At 52.5% G+C, this 17,310-nt stretch carries 14 protein-coding genes; 11 read left to right on the top strand and 3 right to left on the bottom strand.

Annotated elements, in window-relative coordinates:
- Positions 1 to 3: 3 nt before the first annotated feature.
- The 3 genes from ybgF (at position 4) to nadA (ending at position 2,742) form a co-directional block, all read left to right on the top strand.
- Positions 4 to 786 carry a tol-pal system protein YbgF gene (ybgF, locus tag KDX31_10490; protein ID UTW01805.1) on the top strand — a complete coding sequence of 261 codons (783 nt, stop codon included), beginning with the start codon at positions 4 to 6 and terminating at the stop codon, positions 784 to 786.
- 26 nt (positions 787 to 812) lie between these two features.
- Positions 813 to 1,502: a 7-cyano-7-deazaguanine synthase QueC gene (gene queC / locus KDX31_10485; GenBank protein ID UTW01804.1), complete on the top strand. Its 690-nt coding sequence runs from the start codon at positions 813 to 815 to the stop codon at positions 1,500 to 1,502.
- Between the two features lie 190 nt (positions 1,503 to 1,692).
- Positions 1,693 to 2,742, top strand: a complete 1,050-nt coding sequence (nadA, locus tag KDX31_10480; protein UTW01803.1) for a quinolinate synthase NadA — start codon at positions 1,693 to 1,695, stop codon at positions 2,740 to 2,742.
- Positions 2,743 to 2,838: 96 nt separating this feature from the next.
- On the opposite strand, the gene KDX31_10475 is transcribed toward nadA, so the two are convergent.
- A complete protein-coding gene (locus tag KDX31_10475; protein UTW01802.1) occupies positions 2,839 to 3,270 on the bottom strand; it encodes a MaoC family dehydratase in 432 nt (143 codons plus the stop codon).
- A 392-nt stretch (positions 3,271 to 3,662) separates the two neighbouring features.
- On the opposite strand from KDX31_10475, the gene KDX31_10470 reads away from it, so the two are divergent.
- The 7 genes from KDX31_10470 to recD all read left to right on the top strand — a co-directional run bounded on the left by KDX31_10470 (position 3,663) and on the right by recD (position 15,567).
- Entirely contained in the window at positions 3,663 to 4,037 is a 375-nt protein-coding gene (locus tag KDX31_10470; GenBank protein ID UTW01801.1) for a hypothetical protein, read from the top strand.
- A gap of 170 nt (positions 4,038 to 4,207) precedes the next feature.
- Entirely contained in the window at positions 4,208 to 4,813 is a 606-nt protein-coding gene (locus KDX31_10465; GenBank protein UTW01800.1) for a hypothetical protein, read from the top strand.
- A 156-nt stretch (positions 4,814 to 4,969) separates the two neighbouring features.
- On the top strand, positions 4,970 to 6,148 hold the full coding sequence (locus KDX31_10460) for an MFS transporter (protein UTW01799.1): 1,179 nt from the start codon (positions 4,970 to 4,972) through the stop codon (positions 6,146 to 6,148).
- Positions 6,149 to 6,512: 364 nt separating this feature from the next.
- The gene (locus KDX31_10455; GenBank protein ID UTW01798.1) at positions 6,513 to 6,779 is read left to right on the top strand and encodes a hypothetical protein; all 267 of its coding nucleotides are present in this window, start codon (positions 6,513 to 6,515) and stop codon (positions 6,777 to 6,779) included.
- Between the two features lie 82 nt (positions 6,780 to 6,861).
- The gene (gene recC / locus KDX31_10450) at positions 6,862 to 10,149 is read left to right on the top strand and encodes an exodeoxyribonuclease V subunit gamma (GenBank protein UTW01797.1); all 3,288 of its coding nucleotides are present in this window, start codon (positions 6,862 to 6,864) and stop codon (positions 10,147 to 10,149) included.
- The gene (recB, locus tag KDX31_10445) at positions 10,142 to 13,684 is read left to right on the top strand and encodes an exodeoxyribonuclease V subunit beta (GenBank protein UTW01796.1); all 3,543 of its coding nucleotides are present in this window, start codon (positions 10,142 to 10,144) and stop codon (positions 13,682 to 13,684) included. The genes recC and recB overlap by 8 nt, the downstream gene beginning before the upstream one ends.
- Positions 13,684 to 15,567: an exodeoxyribonuclease V subunit alpha gene (gene recD, locus KDX31_10440; GenBank protein UTW01795.1), complete on the top strand. Its 1,884-nt coding sequence runs from the start codon at positions 13,684 to 13,686 to the stop codon at positions 15,565 to 15,567. The genes recB and recD overlap by 1 nt, the downstream gene beginning before the upstream one ends.
- Positions 15,568 to 15,578: 11 nt before the next feature.
- Here the strand turns inward: recD and KDX31_10435 are convergent, their stop codons facing one another.
- Positions 15,579 to 15,827, bottom strand: coding sequence for a GrxA family glutaredoxin (locus KDX31_10435; GenBank protein UTW01794.1), 249 nt, complete (start codon positions 15,825 to 15,827; stop codon positions 15,579 to 15,581).
- 152 nt (positions 15,828 to 15,979) lie between these two features.
- On the opposite strand from KDX31_10435, the gene KDX31_10430 reads away from it, so the two are divergent.
- The gene (locus KDX31_10430; GenBank protein ID UTW01793.1) at positions 15,980 to 16,459 is read left to right on the top strand and encodes a Crp/Fnr family transcriptional regulator; all 480 of its coding nucleotides are present in this window, start codon (positions 15,980 to 15,982) and stop codon (positions 16,457 to 16,459) included.
- A 114-nt stretch (positions 16,460 to 16,573) separates the two neighbouring features.
- On the opposite strand, the gene KDX31_10425 is transcribed toward KDX31_10430, so the two are convergent.
- Entirely contained in the window at positions 16,574 to 17,164 is a 591-nt protein-coding gene (locus tag KDX31_10425) for a TIGR04211 family SH3 domain-containing protein (protein ID UTW01792.1), read from the bottom strand.
- Positions 17,165 to 17,310: the final 146 nt, after the last annotated feature.

The following is a 17,310-nucleotide window of genomic DNA, read 5'->3' as shown; positions in this document are numbered from 1 at the left end:
TCAATGCGCAAAGCATATAGCCTTACCGCGGCACTGGTGCTATTCAGCACCGGTGCTCTGGCGGCAGATCCTGTTCCGGTGATTGAGCTGCAGATCGAAGATGGCTCTGCAAACCGTTCATCCGTTAATACTCCCTCTGGACAGTTTGGTGGCGGCAGCGGTGAAACGCTGATGTTGCTACAGCAGCTGCAGGATGAAGTGCGTTCTCTGCGAGGAATGGTCGAGCAGCAGCAATATCAGATTCGTCAGATGGAGCAGCAGCAACGTGATCGTTATCGCGACCTGGATCGGCGAATTTCCGCACTACAGGGTTCGGGCTCCGCTCAGCAGTCTTCCGCGGGTGGTTCTGATCAGCTTCCGGTCACACCGACCTCATCCCAGCGCTTGCCAGTGCCTTTACCGGCTGCAGACAGTACCGCAACTGATGCGCAGGCATATCAGCAGGCATTTGGTCTGGTACGGCAAAAGGATTTTTCAGCTGCCCTGGATGCTTTCGATAAATTTATTGAGCTTTATCCCGACAGTGCGAGATTACCGAACGCATATTACTGGGTGGGCGAAGTGAATCTGGCGGAGCAAAAGCTGGAGCCGGCTAAAGCGGCCTTTGAGAAAGTCCTTAAAACCTTTCCCGAACACCGAAAGGCTGCAGATGCCTCCTATAAGCTTGGCGTGATCTATCATCAGATGGGTGATCAGGCTAAAGCAAATGATATGTTTAATGACACTATCTCACGTTATCCTGACAGTTCAGCCGCCAGTCTGGCGCGTGATTACCTGAAAAGATAACGACTGAAATTCCTTAAGGTTTTACGATGAGTACTCCCTCCAACAATGCTGTTGTATTGTTATCCGGTGGTCTTGATTCCGCTACGGCGCTGGCGATGGCCGTTGAACGTGGTTTTAACTGCTATGTATTAAGCTTTGATTATGGTCAGCGATCACAAACTGAGCTGATAGCCGCGAAAAAAGTTGCCGAAGACCTGAAGGTTAAGGAGCACCGGGTGGTGCGACTTCATCTTGAGGATTTTGGTGGGTCTGCACTGACTGATAACAGCATTGACGTTCCCGACCACGAAGAGGAGGGGATTCCGGTTACCTATGTGCCTGCGCGTAATACCGTCTTTATGTCGCTGGCACTGGCCTGGGCCGAGGTGCTTCATGCGCAGCATATTTTTATCGGGGTCAATGCGGTCGATTACTCGGGATATCCCGATTGCCGGCCAGAGTATATTGCTGCTTTCGAGCAGATGGCAAACCTGGCGACTAAAACCGGTGTAGAGGGTGAGCGCCTGACGATTGAGACGCCGCTGATCGATCTGACTAAAGCAGAGATCATCAGGGAGGGGACTCGTCTGGGAGTCAGCTATGGTCTGACCGTTTCCTGTTATCAGGCAGATGATGACGGCCGGGCCTGTGGTGTGTGTGATAGCTGTCGATTAAGGGCTAAAGGCTTTGAGGATGCAGGGATTGCCGATCCAACCCGCTATATCACTGGCGGATAGCTCTGTTGATCCGGGTAGCGGTTCGTTCGCCCATAAGAAATAATTAAAAAAAGGAGCCTGACGGCTCCTTTTTTAGTTACTTTTACTTATGCGGTGCAGAGAATTCACATTTCTGGTTTGCAGTGATGGTATAATATATATGGGTTTAAAGCCCGTTACCGTTTAATTACCTTATTAAGAATATTTGTTAATGTTGAATAAACAAGAGCTTTCAGATCGTATTCTGGTTCAGGAACATTTTGCGAAAGAGCACCTCCCCGGAGCGCTGGATCTGCAAAAACAGGAAGAGTACAAGAACCGTATCAAGCAGCTTCTTCAAGAGAAGGATGCCTGTCTGGTGGCGCATTACTATACCGATGAAGTGTTGCAGCAGCTTGCAGATGAAACCGGTGGTTGTGTCTCTGATTCTCTTGAGATGGCCCGTTTTGGTAATAACCATCCGGCAACAACACTGATCGTTGCCGGCGTTAAGTTTATGGGGGAAACCGCTAAGATACTTAACCCTGAAAAGCGGGTGCTGATGCCAACACTTGAAGCAACCTGTTCTCTGGATATCGGTTGCCCGGCTGATGAGTTTACCGCCTTTTGCGATGCCCATCCCGATCATGAAGTGGTTGTTTATGCCAATACCTCGGCTGCCGTTAAAGCCCGGGCCGACTGGGTGGTTACCTCCGGCATCGCCCTGAAAGTTGTTGAGCATCTTGCTGATCAGGGTAAGAAGATTATCTGGGCCCCGGATAAGCATCTGGGTGAGTATGTGCAGAAGCAGACCGGTATAGAGATGCTCATGTGGGATGCGGCCTGTATTGTTCATGAAGAGTTTAAGGCGCAACGTCTGCTGGATCTTAAAAAAGTCTATCCAGATGCTGCCGTTCTGGTGCATCCTGAATCTCCGGATCCTGTGGTTGAGCTGGCGGATGTGGTTGGATCAACCACTCAGATCATCAACGCAGCCCGGGACCTGCCTAATAAGCAGTTTATTGTGGCCACCGATCGCGCTATTTTTTATAAGATGCGTCAGGCAGCGCCGGATAAAGAGTTTATTGAAGCGCCTACCGGTGGTTCGGGTGCGACTTGCCGAAGCTGCGCGCACTGTCCCTGGATGGCGATGAACGGCCTGGAAAATGTGCTGCAGGCATTAGAGCACGGAACCGATGAGGTTATTGTGGATGCGTCGCTGATCGATGATGCCCGACGACCACTTCAGCGGATGCTGGATTTCTCTGCGAATAATGGCTGAGGCTTCTCAAACAGATAAAAAAGCCTGCTATATTCAGCAGGCTTTTTTGTATCAGGGCTTTTGCATCAGTGTTTTGGCATTCGGCTGGGCTGAGGGTCAGACCTTGCGCTTATCAACCATGAAAATACCGTAGCCGGTCGCAACAAGCTTGTCACCAACATGAACATCGGTACGCATTTTGACCCGGCGGCGCCTTTGATCAATCTCTTCAATGGTGCCGGTTGCTTTAGCGGTGTCACCAATATAAACCGGAGCTTTGAACTGAATGGACTGGTCGATATAAATCGCTCCGGGGCCCGGTAGCCGGGTTCCCGCTACCGTTGAGATCAGCGCAGCTGAAAACATGCCGTGAACGATCCGGTTCTTAAACTGAGTGGTTGCCGCGTATTCACTGTTGATGTGGATCGGATTGTTGTCTCCGGAAATGCCTGCAAACATATAGACATCGGACTCGGAGATCGTTTTGGCGTACGAAGCACTCATTCCCACTTCCAGATCTTCCAGGTAATAACCGTGCAGTTCATCCATTAGTAATTCCTCTCTGTATTGCAATGGGTTATGCCGCCATTGCTGCTTATCGGGCAGTCGCATTAGCCCCAGGCTGATGCGGGGTCATGGTTGACCGGAATAGGCGTAAACCCTAACCTAGTCTGGGTGCTGTTTCAATGAAGTATTCGGACAGTCACTTAGTAAATCAGGTTTTTGTTGCAGTGCGAAGACATTATTTGCCGCTGGTGTTATACAATGCCCTGAAAGGGTTGAATCAGCAGGCTTTATTGGGAAGAGCTGTATGCTGCAGAACAGGGTTTTTGGCGCGCTATCATGGGCGCTTTTGTTAACCGCTGTGCTCTTTTTGTATTGCAGTTTAAGCCGGGCTATGGACAATGAGTCACCTTTGACGCACACAGGTTAACCTGACGATGGTAACAAAAGTATTGCTGACACTGCTGGTGATCGTGGTGGCATATCTATATCTGCAGCGCAGGGTGAGCGCCAATAAGTCACGGACCCGAGGAGCAGACACAGAGCGCAGCTCTGCCGGGACGCCGGTCAGGGCTATCGCGATAGTGTTTCTGCTGGTTTCGTTTACATTGACAGTGGGATTCTTTGTCTATCGCTGGGTTGATGGTAATCAACTGCTCAGGATAACGCTCAGTTCGCCCCAGAGTAGTGAGCCGGCTTATTATCAGGTGCATAAGTCGGAGTTACAGGAGCGTAGCTTTACCACGACGGATGGCCAGATTATCCGTATTGGGGCTCAGGACCGGTTGCAGATTGAAGTGATGCCGGACTGAGACGGCTTTCACTGATGCTTTTAAAACACTAGCCGCTATAATGGCAGCCATCACAGATCACACCTGTTTATAGCGTGCTTCTGTTTCCCCATTTGTTCAGAGTCAGGCACTCATCTCTGCTGAGTTTTTAACACGAAAGCCAGCTCTGATCGGTGTTACAGGAATTTTTTATGTTTCAGCGTACCAGTCTTCACAGTCATAAAGAATTACCTTCGAGCATCAATAGTGATGGTGCTAACCGGCTATTGGCCAGCTCAGGTTATCAGCTGCCTTTATGCTGGTTGATGTTGTTTATTGAGAGTGACCTTCAGCTGCAAAAAGTGTACAGCTATGAAGGTGAGCAAACCTGTGAATACACCACCCTGATCTGTGCTAAAGCGGAGGCGCTGCAGCATTATCGGAGCGTTGTTGAGCGATTTAAGAGTCTGCTGGGGAATCACTGGGCCAGCTACTTTGATTACTGGCAGCAGTATCTCGAATATAACGCTGATGAGTATCTGTATCTCGATGCTACAGCGCTCTGGATGACCGGAGATGAGCAGGCATATATCGATAATCTGCGCCTCAGCCTGAGTGGTATCAGCTGGATAGGCTCCGACAATTGTCGCTGGAAGCGAAGCCGTCTGGAGTCGCTGCCATTTCTGGGGCGGGCCTTTGACCCGCTTGAGGCGGCACTAAAGCATGAGGGTGTGCGCCATCTGTTGATTCAAAGCGGCGTGCTGGATGCCGACGGCGGTATCTATATCGATAAAGAGGTGTTGCAGGGCAGCATCTGATGTACTCAGCCGTAGCATAAGCCGCCTTAAACTGCTGTACCCGGGGACTTTGCTTTAAAGCAAGTTGTAAAGAGCGTTGCGATGCGTTTTGCATGCGAACTTGTTAGGCGGGTTTTTCAAACGAGCTTTACACGAATCAGGACGATCGGGCTAATTATGAATATCACAGTTATTTTGCTGTCTCTCTGTCAGGCGTTGCTGACAACCGGTAATGTGCTGCTTATTTCAGTCAATGCACTGATCGGTCAGCAACTGGCGCCATCGCCAGGGCTGATTACACTACCGGTTGCGATGCAGTTTGTCGGCCTGATGTGTGCGACGATTCCGGCTTCTCTGGTGATGTCCCGGATAGGTAGAAAAAACGGCTTCTATCTGGGAAACTGCGTCGGTATAGCGGGCGCCCTGTGCTGTATTTTTGCCCTGCAGCAGGGCTATTTTTCACTGTTTTGTGGCGGTACCTTTTTGTTGGGTATCGGTATTGGCTTCGGTACTCTGTATCGTTTTGCGGCGATCGAAGCCTGTCCTGATGAGCAGAAGAGCAGCGCTATCTCGCTGGTCATGGCTGGCGGTGTACTGGCTGCCGTCATCGGACCCAATCTGGCGATCAGTAGTCGCAACTGGGTGGATGACGGCGTCTTTACCGGGGCTTTTATCGGCTTGTTAATCCTCTATATCACCGCGCTGATACTGCTCACTTTTGTGCGTATACCGGTCCTGGGTGGTTCGGCCCAGCCCCAACAGAGCAGTCGGCCGGTTCTTGAAATAATGCTTCAGCCGGTATTTATTGTCGCCGCGACCATCGGCATGGTCAGCTATGCCGTGATGAATCTGATTATGACGGTTACGCCGGTGGCGATGGCACGCTGCGGCTTCGACTTCAATACATCTGCCTGGGTTATCGAGTGGCATGTGCTGGGAATGTTTCTGCCTTCGTTTATAACGCCCCGGCTAATCAGCCGGTTTGGGCTGCTGCCGGTGATGTTGCTTGGAGCGGTGCTGATGTTACTTTGTATCGCATTAAACCTGCATGGCGTTAGTCAGTGGCATTTCTGGGCGGCGTTAGCGTTGCTGGGGGTAGGCTGGAACTTTATGTTTATCGGTGCCACTCAACTGGTAACCTCGGCATACCTGCCTGCAGAAAAGGCAAAAAGTCAGGCGGCAAATGAGTTTTTAATCTTTGGCATGGTAACGGTTTCAGCGTTCAGCTCGGGTTGGCTCGAGTCGGCTCTGGGCTGGCAGATGCTAAATACGCTGATGATTCCGGTACTGGTTTGGGTGATGCTGGTCGTTTATGTCTACCGTAAGCCGGTTAGCAGGCATCTGGCAGCAATATAAGTTGCAAATTCGGAGTCTGTTTAGTAAAAAAAAGGGCCACAAACGCTTGTCTGTGGCCCAATATATTGATGAATAAATGTTGATGAATTTACACTACGTTACAGGGGAATCCCCACCGTTGAAACGCTCTACTTTCCAATAGTCTATCACAACAACTATCCTTATCTCGCTGCACAGATTAATAGATCAACCCGTGTTTTTGCTTTCTGAAGGTGTGCTTCATTAGCAGGGATTTTTAGTATTGGCCGGGATCTTAAATTCGTCAAGAAAATTTCTGGTTATTCCTTCAGATCGGTTCCCGGGACTTGTGTCAGATTGCAAAGTGTAGTGCAATGCTCCCCATAACAGATGTTGGAAAAAGTCGATGAAAAGTTACCTCTTTACTACTGAGACAGATCGCGGTGGTGTCATGCTTTGTGAAATTGATGACTTTGATACGGCGGTTAACTACCTTTGTGAGCGTTTTGATGGCGTGGTGAAAATCGAATCGGCCGAGCAGGTATGGCAACTGCCTGAAGCGGATAAACAGGCCTCAGCGCCCTCAATTACAGAAACACAGCCACAGGACTCTGCTGCCGGTATTACAACCGCGGACGCCGAGGGTGAATCATCAGCTGACCTGTTTGGTTAAGCGATAAAGCCGGTTCATCCCCGGACCGGCATCAGGTATTCTTATAGTCCGTAAAATCAAAGGATTACACAGGGCGGGCTGAATGTTTCAGATCTATCATTCCAATAAGCTTGATCTGCAAAAAGATCTGTTGGTACGGCTGATCAGCCGACACCCCTTGAGCGACCCCTTTCAGCCCGAAACGATTCTGGTGCAAAGCCCCGGCATGGCGCAATGGCTCAAACTGGAACTGGCTGACACGCTCGGGATTGCGGCGAATATCGATTTTCCCCTGCCAGCCAGCTTTCTCTGGAGCAGTTTCACTGCAGTACTTGAAGATGTCCCGGCTCGTTCCGCTTTTAATAAAGAGGCATTGACCTGGGGGTTGATGGAATTGCTGCCTCAGCAGCTCAGCCAAACAGAGTTTGCCCCGTTGCAGCGTTATCTGGAGCAGGATGAGGGACAGTACAAACTGTATCAGCTGTGTGGCAAGGTTGCGGATATTTTCGACCAGTATCTGGTGTACCGGCCTGAGTGGATCGCCAGCTGGGAAAGTGGTGATGATCTGCCGGATATCACCGCTTCGCAACCCTGGCAGCCGATTCTCTGGCGTACACTGCAGCAGCATATTCTCGGGCTGGGTTTATCTCACTGGCACCGGGGTAATATGTTTAATGGCTTTGTGGCGGCGCTGAATGCCGGTAAGTTTGATCACACTGAGCTTCCCGCGCGGTTGTTTGTCTTTGGTATCTCGGCACTACCGCAAAACTTTGTTGAGGCTTTGCAGGCGCTGGGTCAGCGGATTGATGTTCACCTGATGGTGTGTAATCCCTGCAAGTACTATTGGGGTGATATTGTTGATCCTAAATACCTTGCCCGGATCAATCAGCGCTGGTTATCCAAGCCCGGTATGAGTGTCGCTGCGCTGGCGGAAAGTTACCACAGTCACGGTAATCCGCTACTCTCATCAATGGGCAAACTGGGTCGTGATTACCTGCATCAGATACAGGACCTGGCGGCGCCTGAGATCGAACTGTTCGAGGATTGTGAACGTACATCGCTATTGCAATCGGTGCAGCAGGATATTCTGGAACTTGACGATCCCTCATCGGAGAGAGTGCTCGATGCTGAGCAGAAGAGGGTGTTGCCGGCGGAAGACCGGTCATTGCAGTTGCATAGTGCTCACAGCCCGTTGCGGGAAGTCGAGATACTCTATGACCAATTGCTGGCGATGCTGGACGAGCACGCGGATCTCTCCCCCCGGGATATTATCATCATGATGCCCGATGTGGCGGCCTATGCGCCCTATATTGAAGCGGTCTTTGGTAATGCGCCCTTTGATCGTTACATTCCGTTCTCCATTTCCGACCGGACATTGCAGCAGGAAAGTCCGCTGTTACAGAGTTTTCTGCGCTTGCTGGGTCTGCCAGAAAGCCGGGTAACGGTGTCTGAAGTACTGGAAATTCTTGAAGTACCCGCCGTATTGCGTCAGTTTAATCTGGACAGTGACCGGTTTGAGCGTATCTGCCGCTGGATTGAAGCCTGTCAGATCCGCTGGGGCATCGATGCGGATCAGCGCGTTCGGCAGGGCTTGCCCCCGTTTGAGCAGAATAGCTGGCGCTTTGGTTTACGCCGGATGCTGGCCGGGTTTGCCATGGGGCAGAGTGACTCTTTGTGGCATGGCATCGATCCCTACGCTGAAATTGAAGGGCTGGAGGCCGAGGACCTGGGCCAGCTGGCGGAGTTTGTCGAACTGCTGGAGTTCTGTTGTGAACGGTTGCAGCAGGAAAAGCCGGTGGCCGGCTGGTTTGAGGTGATCAACGATATTCTGCAGCGGGCCTATCAGCCCGACGAACAGGATGAGATTCTGCTCAGCCAGATTCGTCAGGTGCTGGAGCAGTTGCAGCAACAGCTCAGCGATAGCCATTATCAGCAACCACTCAGCTGGGCAATTATGCGTGATTATCTGACCGCGGAGTTGGGCAGTAGTCGTGCCAGTCAGCGGTTTATGGTTGGTGCAGTTAACTTCTGTACCCTGATGCCGATGCGCTCGATCCCCTTTCGGGTGGTCTGTTTACTGGGGATGAATGATGGAGTTTATCCCCGTGCCATACCGCCGATGGGGTTTGACCTGATGGCGGAGCATCCCCGTCGCGGAGATCGATCCCGGCGGGATGATGATCGCTATCTGTTTCTCGAAGCACTACTGTCCGCCCGGCAGACGCTGTATATCAGCTATATCGGTCGCAGTGTTCAGGATAACAGCCCTAAAGTGCCTTCGGTGCTGGTAAGCGAGCTGATGGAGTACTGTCAGCAGAATTACCGACTGGACAGCGATTCTGACAATGCTACGCTGCAACAGCAGCTGCTGACCGAACACCCGCTGCAACCCTTTAGTGATCGCTACTTTACCCCTGAATCGTCTCTGTTCAGTTATGCTGAGGAGTGGTTGCCGTTGCTCCGTCAGCAGGGCAATACAGAGCAAAGCTTTATGACCCGGCCGCTCGTGGCGGAGCCACTGGAGGATCTGGAACTGACAGATCTGCTCGCGTTCGCCCGCAACCCGGTGAAGCACTTCTTCCAGCGACGACTGAAAGTCTTTTTCAATAGCGCTGGGGTTGAGCTGCAGGATGAAGAGCCGTTCCAGCTTGACGGCCTGAGCCTCTATCAGTTGAAGCAGCAATTGCTGGATGCCTCTATCAATGAGCAACAGCATCAGTGTTTTGAGCGGATGGTTGCTTCAGGGCAATTGCCGGTGGGTATTGCCGCGGAGTTACAAACCCGCAAACTACGCCATGATTGTCAGGAAATGGCGGATAAGATCCGCCCCTATATTAATGCCCCTGAGCGTATAGAGTGCCAGCTTATTATCGCGGGGATTCCGCTGAATGGCTGGCTAACAGGGGTTTACCCGGGCGCACTGGTGCGTTATCGGGCAGCCAATGCCAAGGGACGGGATATGGTTCAGTTATGGCTCGAGCATCTGGTGCTGTGTGCCAGCGGTTACCGGTTGCAGTCATACTTTTTCGGGCTCAATGGCCGTCACTGGTTTGACCCTCTGGAACAGGGGCGGGCGCTGGATTATCTTCAGGAATGGCTCAACGCCTATCGGCAGGGGCTCTGTGAACCCCTCCCGCTTCCTGCGGATACCGCCTGGATACTGGAATCGAAAACACTGGAAAAAGATCAGGATAAGGCGGTGATGGAAGCGCAGAAGTGCTTTAACATCGATTCTTATACGCAGCTGGGCGAGTCCCGCGATCTCTATATTAACCGGGTCTATCCTGATTACAGTTCGCTGGGACCGCGTTTTGTGGCGCTGTCAGAGTTGCTGTACCGGCCGTTAGCCCTGGCGTTGCAGCAGGGTGACGGGGAGCCGGATGATGAGTAAGGTAAAGATCCTCGATCCGCTGCGTTTTCCGCTGTCCGGACGTCGTCTGATCGAAGCCAGTGCCGGTACCGGTAAAACCTATACGATTACCGCGTTGTATCTGCGTCTGTTGTTGGGCACCGATGAGCCGGAGTCTGCTCTGCGGGTCGATCAGATTCTGGTGGTGACGTTTACCGAAGCGGCAACAGAGGAGCTGCGGGACCGGATCCGCAGCCGTATACAGGATGCCTGTCTGGTGTTTCGCGGCGCTGCAACCAGTGATCCCTTTTTACAGCAACTGGCTGAGCGACAGGATGATCTGCAGCGTTCAGCCCGATTACTTGAGTATGCCAGCCGCCAGATGGATGAAGCGGCTATCTTCACCATTCATGGTTTCTGCCAGCGCATGCTGCGTCAGCATGCCTTTGAAAGCGGCAGCCTGTTCGAAACGGAACTGATCACTGACACCGGCCCGCTGTTACGTCAGGCATTACTGGATTGCTGGCGTGAGTTGATCTATCCCGCCGATAATGAGCTGAGTGAAGCGATTCAGCAGGTCTGGCAAGGGCCGGATAAACTGCAGACCGAACTCAAACCGCTGCTGGGCAGACCGGAGCTGCAACTGATTCCCCGACTTGATACGACTAATTTGCTGCAGCAGTGGCAGGAAAGTCAGGCGTGGTTGGAGGTTTTTCGACAACAGTGGCTGGATCATCTGGAGCGGGCTGAGATCGATCTTGCGGAATTGATTCAGGCCTCCGGGGTGAATAAAAACAGCTATCGCAAGACCTCTGTGCCTAACTGGCTGGAAGCGATCTACCGCTATGCCCGGGGGGAGAGCCGGACGCTGCCGGAAACCGAGATCGGTAAGTTTTGTCAGTCACTGTTGGCGGACAAAACGCCGGCCGGGAAAAAAGTGCCTGAGCACCCGTTATTCGAACTGTGTGAGGCGTTTTTTGAACATCGTCTGCCACTACGTGAACTGCTGCTGACCTATATCCGCGAGCGGGTAGAGCAGCGCTTTCATAAGTTCAAGCAGGATTACCGCCTGCTCTCATTTGATGATCTGCTCAGCCATCTGGATGCAGCGCTGCAGCAGGATCGTAGCGGGCTGCTGGCAAGCGCCATCAATAAACAGTTTCCGGTGGCGATGATTGATGAGTTTCAGGATACGGACCTGCTGCAGTACCGGATTTTCAGCACCCTCTATCCAGAGAACGCTGATAGCGGCCTGTTTATGATCGGTGATCCTAAGCAGGCGATCTACGGATTTCGCGGCGCGGATATTTTCACTTATATCAAAGCCCGCCGGGAAGTGACAGACCACTATACGCTGGAGATTAACTGGCGTTCATCAAAACAGATGATCGCCTCGGTTAACCGGCTGTTCAGTCACAGCGAAGCGCCATTTATCTATAACGATGACATCCCGTTTCTGCCGGTTAAGGAAGCGGGTAAGGCGGATAAAACCCCCTTTACACTGTATGGCCGGGAGCCGGCTGCGCTGCAGTTCTGGTATTCCGGTGAAGATTTTGTCAGCAGACAGGATTACCTGCAGCAGATGGCTCAGGGCTGTGCCTGTGATATCGATGGTAAGTTACGGGCGGCGTCTGAGGGCGCCGCCCTGATCGGCGAGCAGCCTTTGCAAGCCAGCGATATTGCCATCCTGGTGCGTAACCGGGGAGAGGCCGCCGCGGTGATGGAAGCGCTCTCAGACCGGGGCATCCACAGTGTCTATCTGAGTGGCCGGGACAGTGTCTTCAGCAGTCGCGAAGCGTTCGATCTGCTGCTGCTGTTACAGGCGGTGGCTGAGCCGCAGGATGAGAGCCGTTTGCGGGCCGCGCTGGCGACTTCGCTGCTGAACTATCCGGCCAGCTGGCTGGACCAGTTGAGCAGTGATGAACAGTTGTGGGAGCAGTTGATCGCCGAGTTCAGCGATTATCGCGACAAATGGTTGCAGCTGGGGGTGCTACCGATGCTGCGGCGTCTGATGCGTCAGCGTCAGCTTGCAGAAACCCTGCAGCAGCAACCCCAGGGGGAGCGCAGACTCACCGATCTGCTGCATCTGGGCGAGATCCTGCAGCGTGCCAGTATGGAGCAGGAGGGAGTCTCTGCGCTGTTGCGCTGGTATGGCGACCAGCTGCTTAACCCCAATGGCGAAAGTGATGAGCAGCGCCTGCGGCTGGAAAGCGACTCGGGACTGGTTACTGTGATAACCGTGCACAAAAGTAAGGGGCTTGAATACCCGTTGGTATATCTGCCCTTTGCCTGCAGCTTTAAGAAAGCCCGCGATCCGTTATTCCATGATCACAATGATCGGCTCTGTTTCCATCTGGATCGTAAAGATCCGGACAGTCTGGCGCAGGCTGAGACGGAGCGGCTGGCGGAAGATCTGCGGCTGCTCTATGTGGCGCTGACCCGTTCGGTGTATGGCTGCTATATCGGTCTGGCGAGTATTGCTGATGGACAGTCCCGTAAAAGTGGTTTGCACCGCACCGCTCTGGGTTATCTGCTACTCAAGGGAGCTGATAGCGATACCGGCCTTCAGGAGCGTCTGCAACAGCTTTGTGCTGATAAACGAATGACATTTACCCGACCGCCCGATGGCGATCAGCAGCGGGGGCTGTTCGATCTGCCTGAAGCGCCTTTGCCGCAGTGTGACGTCCGCAGTTTTAAACGCCGCCTCAAACGGGACTGGCGGATCTCCAGTTACTCTGCGCTGGTCAGTCATCACAGTACGGCGCCTCCGCTCCCGGGGCTGGATCTGGAGGTTATTGATGAGAAAAATGCGCCTGAGACTGAGCCTGTTGAAGCGGTCGATGATATTTTCAGTTTTCCCAAGGGGGCGCAGGCGGGAACCTTCCTCCATGAACTGTTTGAGTCGATCGATTTTACCGACCATCGCAACGGTCTAGAGGGATTATTAGAGCAGAAGTGTCAGATCGCGGGCTATGAAACACGCTGGATACCGGTGTTACATCAGCTGCTGGATGATGTGCTCTATACCCCGTTGACGGCAAAACGACCTGTGTCAGATCACCGCGCACCCTGTCTGGCGGATATTGGCAACAGGCAGCGGCTGGTGGAGATGGAGTTTATGCTGCCGGCCAAAGGACTGGATGCCGGCAGGCTGAACCAGATTATCAGCCAGTATGACGCACTGTCTCAACAGGCGGGGACGCTGGAGTTTGATACTCTCAGAGGTATGCTTAAAGGTTTTATCGACCTGGTGTTTGAATATCAGGGGCGTTATTACATTCTTGATTATAAATCCAACCATCTGGGAAACCGGCCGGAACTCTACAGCGGTGCGGCGTTAGACAGCGCTATGATCGATCACCGTTATGATCTGCAATACCAGCTCTATACGCTGGCGTTGCATCGCTTACTGCAGAGCCGGATACCCGACTACCAGTATGAGACGCATTTTGGCGGGGTGTTCTATCTGTTTCTGCGGGGCATGAGAGCGGGTTCTCCCGATAGTGGCGTGTTCCATTGTCGTCCCCCTGCGGAACTGATAGACCAGTTGGACCGGTTGTTCAGGGAGGGGCACTAATGGAATTATTGCAACAGTTACGTCAGCTGCAGTTGATAAGACCGCTGGATCTGCAGTTTGGTCGTTTTATTCGCCAGGAAGAGCTGCAGGATAATCCTGTTCACGATAGCAGTGAACAGCTGTCCCTGCTGGCTGCGCTGGTGAGCCTGCAGTTGGGGCGTGGTGAGGTGTGTTTACCCCTGAATAGCTATGCTGTGCTCACCGAAAACTGGCCCGGAGCGCTACGGAGTCAGGCAGAACAGCTGCTCGCAGGGATCTCTGATAGTTGTTTGCTGTCGTTTTCAGTGATCTCAGATGGAGCTGATGAAACTCCGCTGGTATACAGTAACGGCCGTCTCTACCTCTATCGGTACTGGCACTATGAAACTCAGGTGGCGGCAAGAATCGGAGCCCTCACCGCGCCGGTTGAATCAGATCGTGTTGCCATTCGGACAGGCTTAAAGCGACTGTTTAATCCCCCTGATGTTGGTGAGACCGACTGGCAGCAAGTGGCGGTTGCAGTGGCACTCAGCCGTCGTTTCAGCGTGATTAGTGGCGGTCCCGGAACCGGTAAAACCACGACGGTGGCACGTTTGCTGGGGCTTTATGCCGAACTGTTCAGCGAGCGGATGGGCTATGCACCGCTGATCCGTCTGGCTGCCCCCACCGGGAAAGCAGCAGCCCGGCTGAGCGAATCTCTGGGGCGTGCGCAGCAGGGATTACCGGTAACCGATGCGGTGCGAGCTATGATTCCCGATCAGGCGGTGACACTGCACCGGCTGCTGGGGCCACGTCCTGACAGCAAAAACTTCCGTCATAACCGGGATAATCCACTTCATCTTGATCTGCTGGTGGTTGATGAGGCCTCTATGATCGATCTGCCGATGATCTATCGTCTGCTCGATGCGCTGCCCGCGCATGCGCAGCTGGTTATGATCGGGGACCGGGATCAGCTGGCGTCGGTAGAAGCAGGCAGTGTGCTGGGTGATATCTGTGCCTGGCAGCAGCAGGAGCCTTCCGCTGAGCTTTGTTACAGTCCGGCGCAGCTGGACTATCTGCAACAGGTGTGTGAGCTGCCGGGGCCGCCCTCTGTGCCGGGGAATAATCCGGTGGCCGATGCCCTGGCGCTGCTGCGAAAAAGTTATCGCTTTGATGAGCATAGCGGTATTGGCCAGTTGGCAAGGGCGGTTAACCGGGGTGACGGAGCGCAGGCGGCCCGGTTGTTCAGTGAAAACTGGCGTGATATCGATTTTGTTCCTCTGTCTGAAACCGGTTATCAGCAGATGGTGGCTGAGGTTGCCAGAGGCTACTCCGCTTATCTGCAGCAAATGCATGATGGCGAATCGCCAGGGCAGTTGCTGCAAACGTTTAATCAGATTCAGCTTTTGGCGGTGGTACGTCAGGGGGTATACGGTGTTGAGGGGTTGAACCTGGCGATTGAGGAACAGTTGCAGCGGCAGAAACTGATCAGCGTGGCCGGTGTCTGGTACAGCGGCCGCCCGGTGATGATTACCCGTAATGACTACCAGTTAGGCCTTTATAATGGTGATATCGGCATCACCGTTGCGGATCAGGACGGTAAGTTGCGGGTCTGGTTTGAACTGCCCGATGGCAGCATGAAAGGCGTACTTCCCGGCCGCTTACCAGAACACGAAACGGTCTATGCCATGACGGTGCATAAGAGTCAGGGATCGGAGTTTGAACAGGTGGTGATGATACTGCCTGCGGAGGAGAGCCCATTGCTAACGCGGGAGCTGATCTATACGGGCATCACCAGAGCAAAAGCTAAGTTTGTGTTGCATGCCACAACGGACACGCTGATTAAAGGAAGTCGCCGGCGGACTGAACGGGCCAGCGGTTTAAGCTGGCGCCTGTGGCAGTCTGCCGGGACATACGGATGCTAAGAGAGGTCGTCTCAGACTGCTGCTTCCTGCTCGTCAAGGAAAGCCGCAAGCTCGGTGAAGCCGCCGATATGCTCCTGGCCGTGAAAGATCTGTGGCACGGTATCAACTGGTTTACCCACGGTTTTTTCCAGATCCTGCTTGGTGATACCCTCTTCGTGGATATCGATGTAGCGGTGGTCCAGATTTTTCATTTCGCATAGTTGTTTTGCACGGGTACAAAAGCCACAGCCTTTACGGCCAAATATAGTAATTCGTTGCATATCCTGCTCTCCTTAAATCTGTTTGAATGTATTGAAACAGTTTACCAGGCACAACACCAATTGCCTTTTTTAATGTTTTAGATAGACAAAGGTTATCGTAAGAGATTTCTTAGTTTAAAATGATAGACACAACGAGATAAACGGGTAGCACTGTGCCAGAAAATATTCCGATCCACCGGCTTAAAGATATGCCGGTATTTGGTGGATTGCGTGAAGACATCGTTAAGTTAATTCTTGAGGGTAGCAACTACGTTGAGCGTGAGGCAGGCGAACCGTTCTTTCTTGAAGGAGAGCGGGGCGATTCTTCATTTATCGTAGAGTCGGGTAGCGCGGCCCTGTTTAAGGTAGGTGAGTCAGGACAGCAGTATCAGATCCGCTCGTTTTTACCGGGAGAGTGTTTCGGCGCGATGGCCTTGCTGGGTGTTTATCCCCGTAGCGGTATAGTGAAAGCTCTGGAACCCTGCCGGACGGTTGAGGTTAAGGCCGATCAGCTGTTTTCGGTGTATCAGGCAGACCCTGAACAATATGTTCTGATTTTTATGAATATGGCCCGGGATCTCAGCCGGCGTCTGCGGGATACTGATGATCAGTTAGTCGCGTGTCTGGAAGAGCACCTGCATACAGAGTTATAGCGTTAAGCGTTGTAATCGCAAAAGATAAGGGTGGCCTGAAGCCACCCTTTTCAATACCTGATTTTTTGGATCGAATGGATCAACGCTGTTCTAAAACAGCTTGTTAATCATTGCTTACCAGGAATCATGGCGCTTTCTGCGTTTAGGCAGATAAGGGATCATCAGTCCCAGAAGTAACCCTCCGAATGCAACTAAGCCGCCATAGGTGAACCAGCGCATCAGATTGCTCTCATCCATGCCGTTAATAGTGCGGTTGAGGCTGACGATTTCCTCCTCAAGGGCAGCAACCTTACCCGCATTGCCGGCATTTTCACCCGACAGGATCTGATTCTGCTGTTTAAGCGCAGCGATCTCTTCGGACTGAGCTGTGAGGCTTGCCTCATTCTGCTTCAGTTGTTCCTCCAGCTTGGGGAAGCGCTCAGTCAGACTGGTACCTGCTGAGACCAGGTCGGAGCTGATCCAGCCTGTTTTACCGCCAGGCGTTCTGATCTGCAGATAATCAGTACTTTCGTTGCGCTTCAGAACTGTGACCGGTGTGCCGCTGCGTATCCCGCCGGTAATCCGGTATTGGTTGCCCGGGCCGCTGCGGTAAAAAGTAGTGACATCATCACTGATGTAATTTGCCCCTTGCGCCGTTGCTGTTAGCGACAGCGCAAGCAGGCAGCCAACTATTTGTTTACTCGGGAGTTGTTTTAACAAATTCATGTTTTTCCTGTTTATATAGACGTTCAGCTTTCCCCCCCCTAAAACCGAAACCTGGTTTTCAGGTAAAGCTGGACAGGGTAGACCTGTAAGCGAAAGATAAGTTCAGCGAATTGTAGCCATAAATGAGCATTATACAATCAAACAGC

The sequence above is a fragment of the Amphritea atlantica genome, assembly GCA_024397875.1.
Classification (GTDB): domain Bacteria; phylum Pseudomonadota; class Gammaproteobacteria; order Pseudomonadales; family Balneatricaceae; genus Amphritea; species Amphritea atlantica_B.
Note: the sequence above shows the minus strand (reverse complement) of the source record. Positions and strands in the feature narration are given on the sequence as shown.

What these genes read in the sequence shown, in the direction of transcription:
- ybgF (UTW01805.1), top strand. Translation starts at nt 4, where the DNA reads ATGCGCAAAGCATATAGCCTTACCGCGGCACTGGTGCTATTCAGCACC.
- queC (UTW01804.1), top strand. Translation starts at nt 813, where the DNA reads ATGAGTACTCCCTCCAACAATGCTGTTGTATTGTTATCCGGTGGTCTT.
- nadA (UTW01803.1), top strand. Translation starts at nt 1,693, where the DNA reads ATGTTGAATAAACAAGAGCTTTCAGATCGTATTCTGGTTCAGGAACAT.
- KDX31_10475 (UTW01802.1), bottom strand. Translation starts at nt 3,270, where the DNA reads ATGGATGAACTGCACGGTTATTACCTGGAAGATCTGGAAGTGGGAATG.
- KDX31_10470 (UTW01801.1), top strand. Translation starts at nt 3,663, where the DNA reads ATGGTAACAAAAGTATTGCTGACACTGCTGGTGATCGTGGTGGCATAT.
- KDX31_10465 (UTW01800.1), top strand. Translation starts at nt 4,208, where the DNA reads ATGTTTCAGCGTACCAGTCTTCACAGTCATAAAGAATTACCTTCGAGC.
- KDX31_10460 (UTW01799.1), top strand. Translation starts at nt 4,970, where the DNA reads ATGAATATCACAGTTATTTTGCTGTCTCTCTGTCAGGCGTTGCTGACA.
- KDX31_10455 (UTW01798.1), top strand. Translation starts at nt 6,513, where the DNA reads ATGAAAAGTTACCTCTTTACTACTGAGACAGATCGCGGTGGTGTCATG.
- recC (UTW01797.1), top strand. Translation starts at nt 6,862, where the DNA reads ATGTTTCAGATCTATCATTCCAATAAGCTTGATCTGCAAAAAGATCTG.
- recB (UTW01796.1), top strand. Translation starts at nt 10,142, where the DNA reads ATGAGTAAGGTAAAGATCCTCGATCCGCTGCGTTTTCCGCTGTCCGGA.
- recD (UTW01795.1), top strand. Translation starts at nt 13,684, where the DNA reads ATGGAATTATTGCAACAGTTACGTCAGCTGCAGTTGATAAGACCGCTG.
- KDX31_10435 (UTW01794.1), bottom strand. Translation starts at nt 15,827, where the DNA reads ATGCAACGAATTACTATATTTGGCCGTAAAGGCTGTGGCTTTTGTACC.
- KDX31_10425 (UTW01792.1), bottom strand. Translation starts at nt 17,164, where the DNA reads ATGAATTTGTTAAAACAACTCCCGAGTAAACAAATAGTTGGCTGCCTG.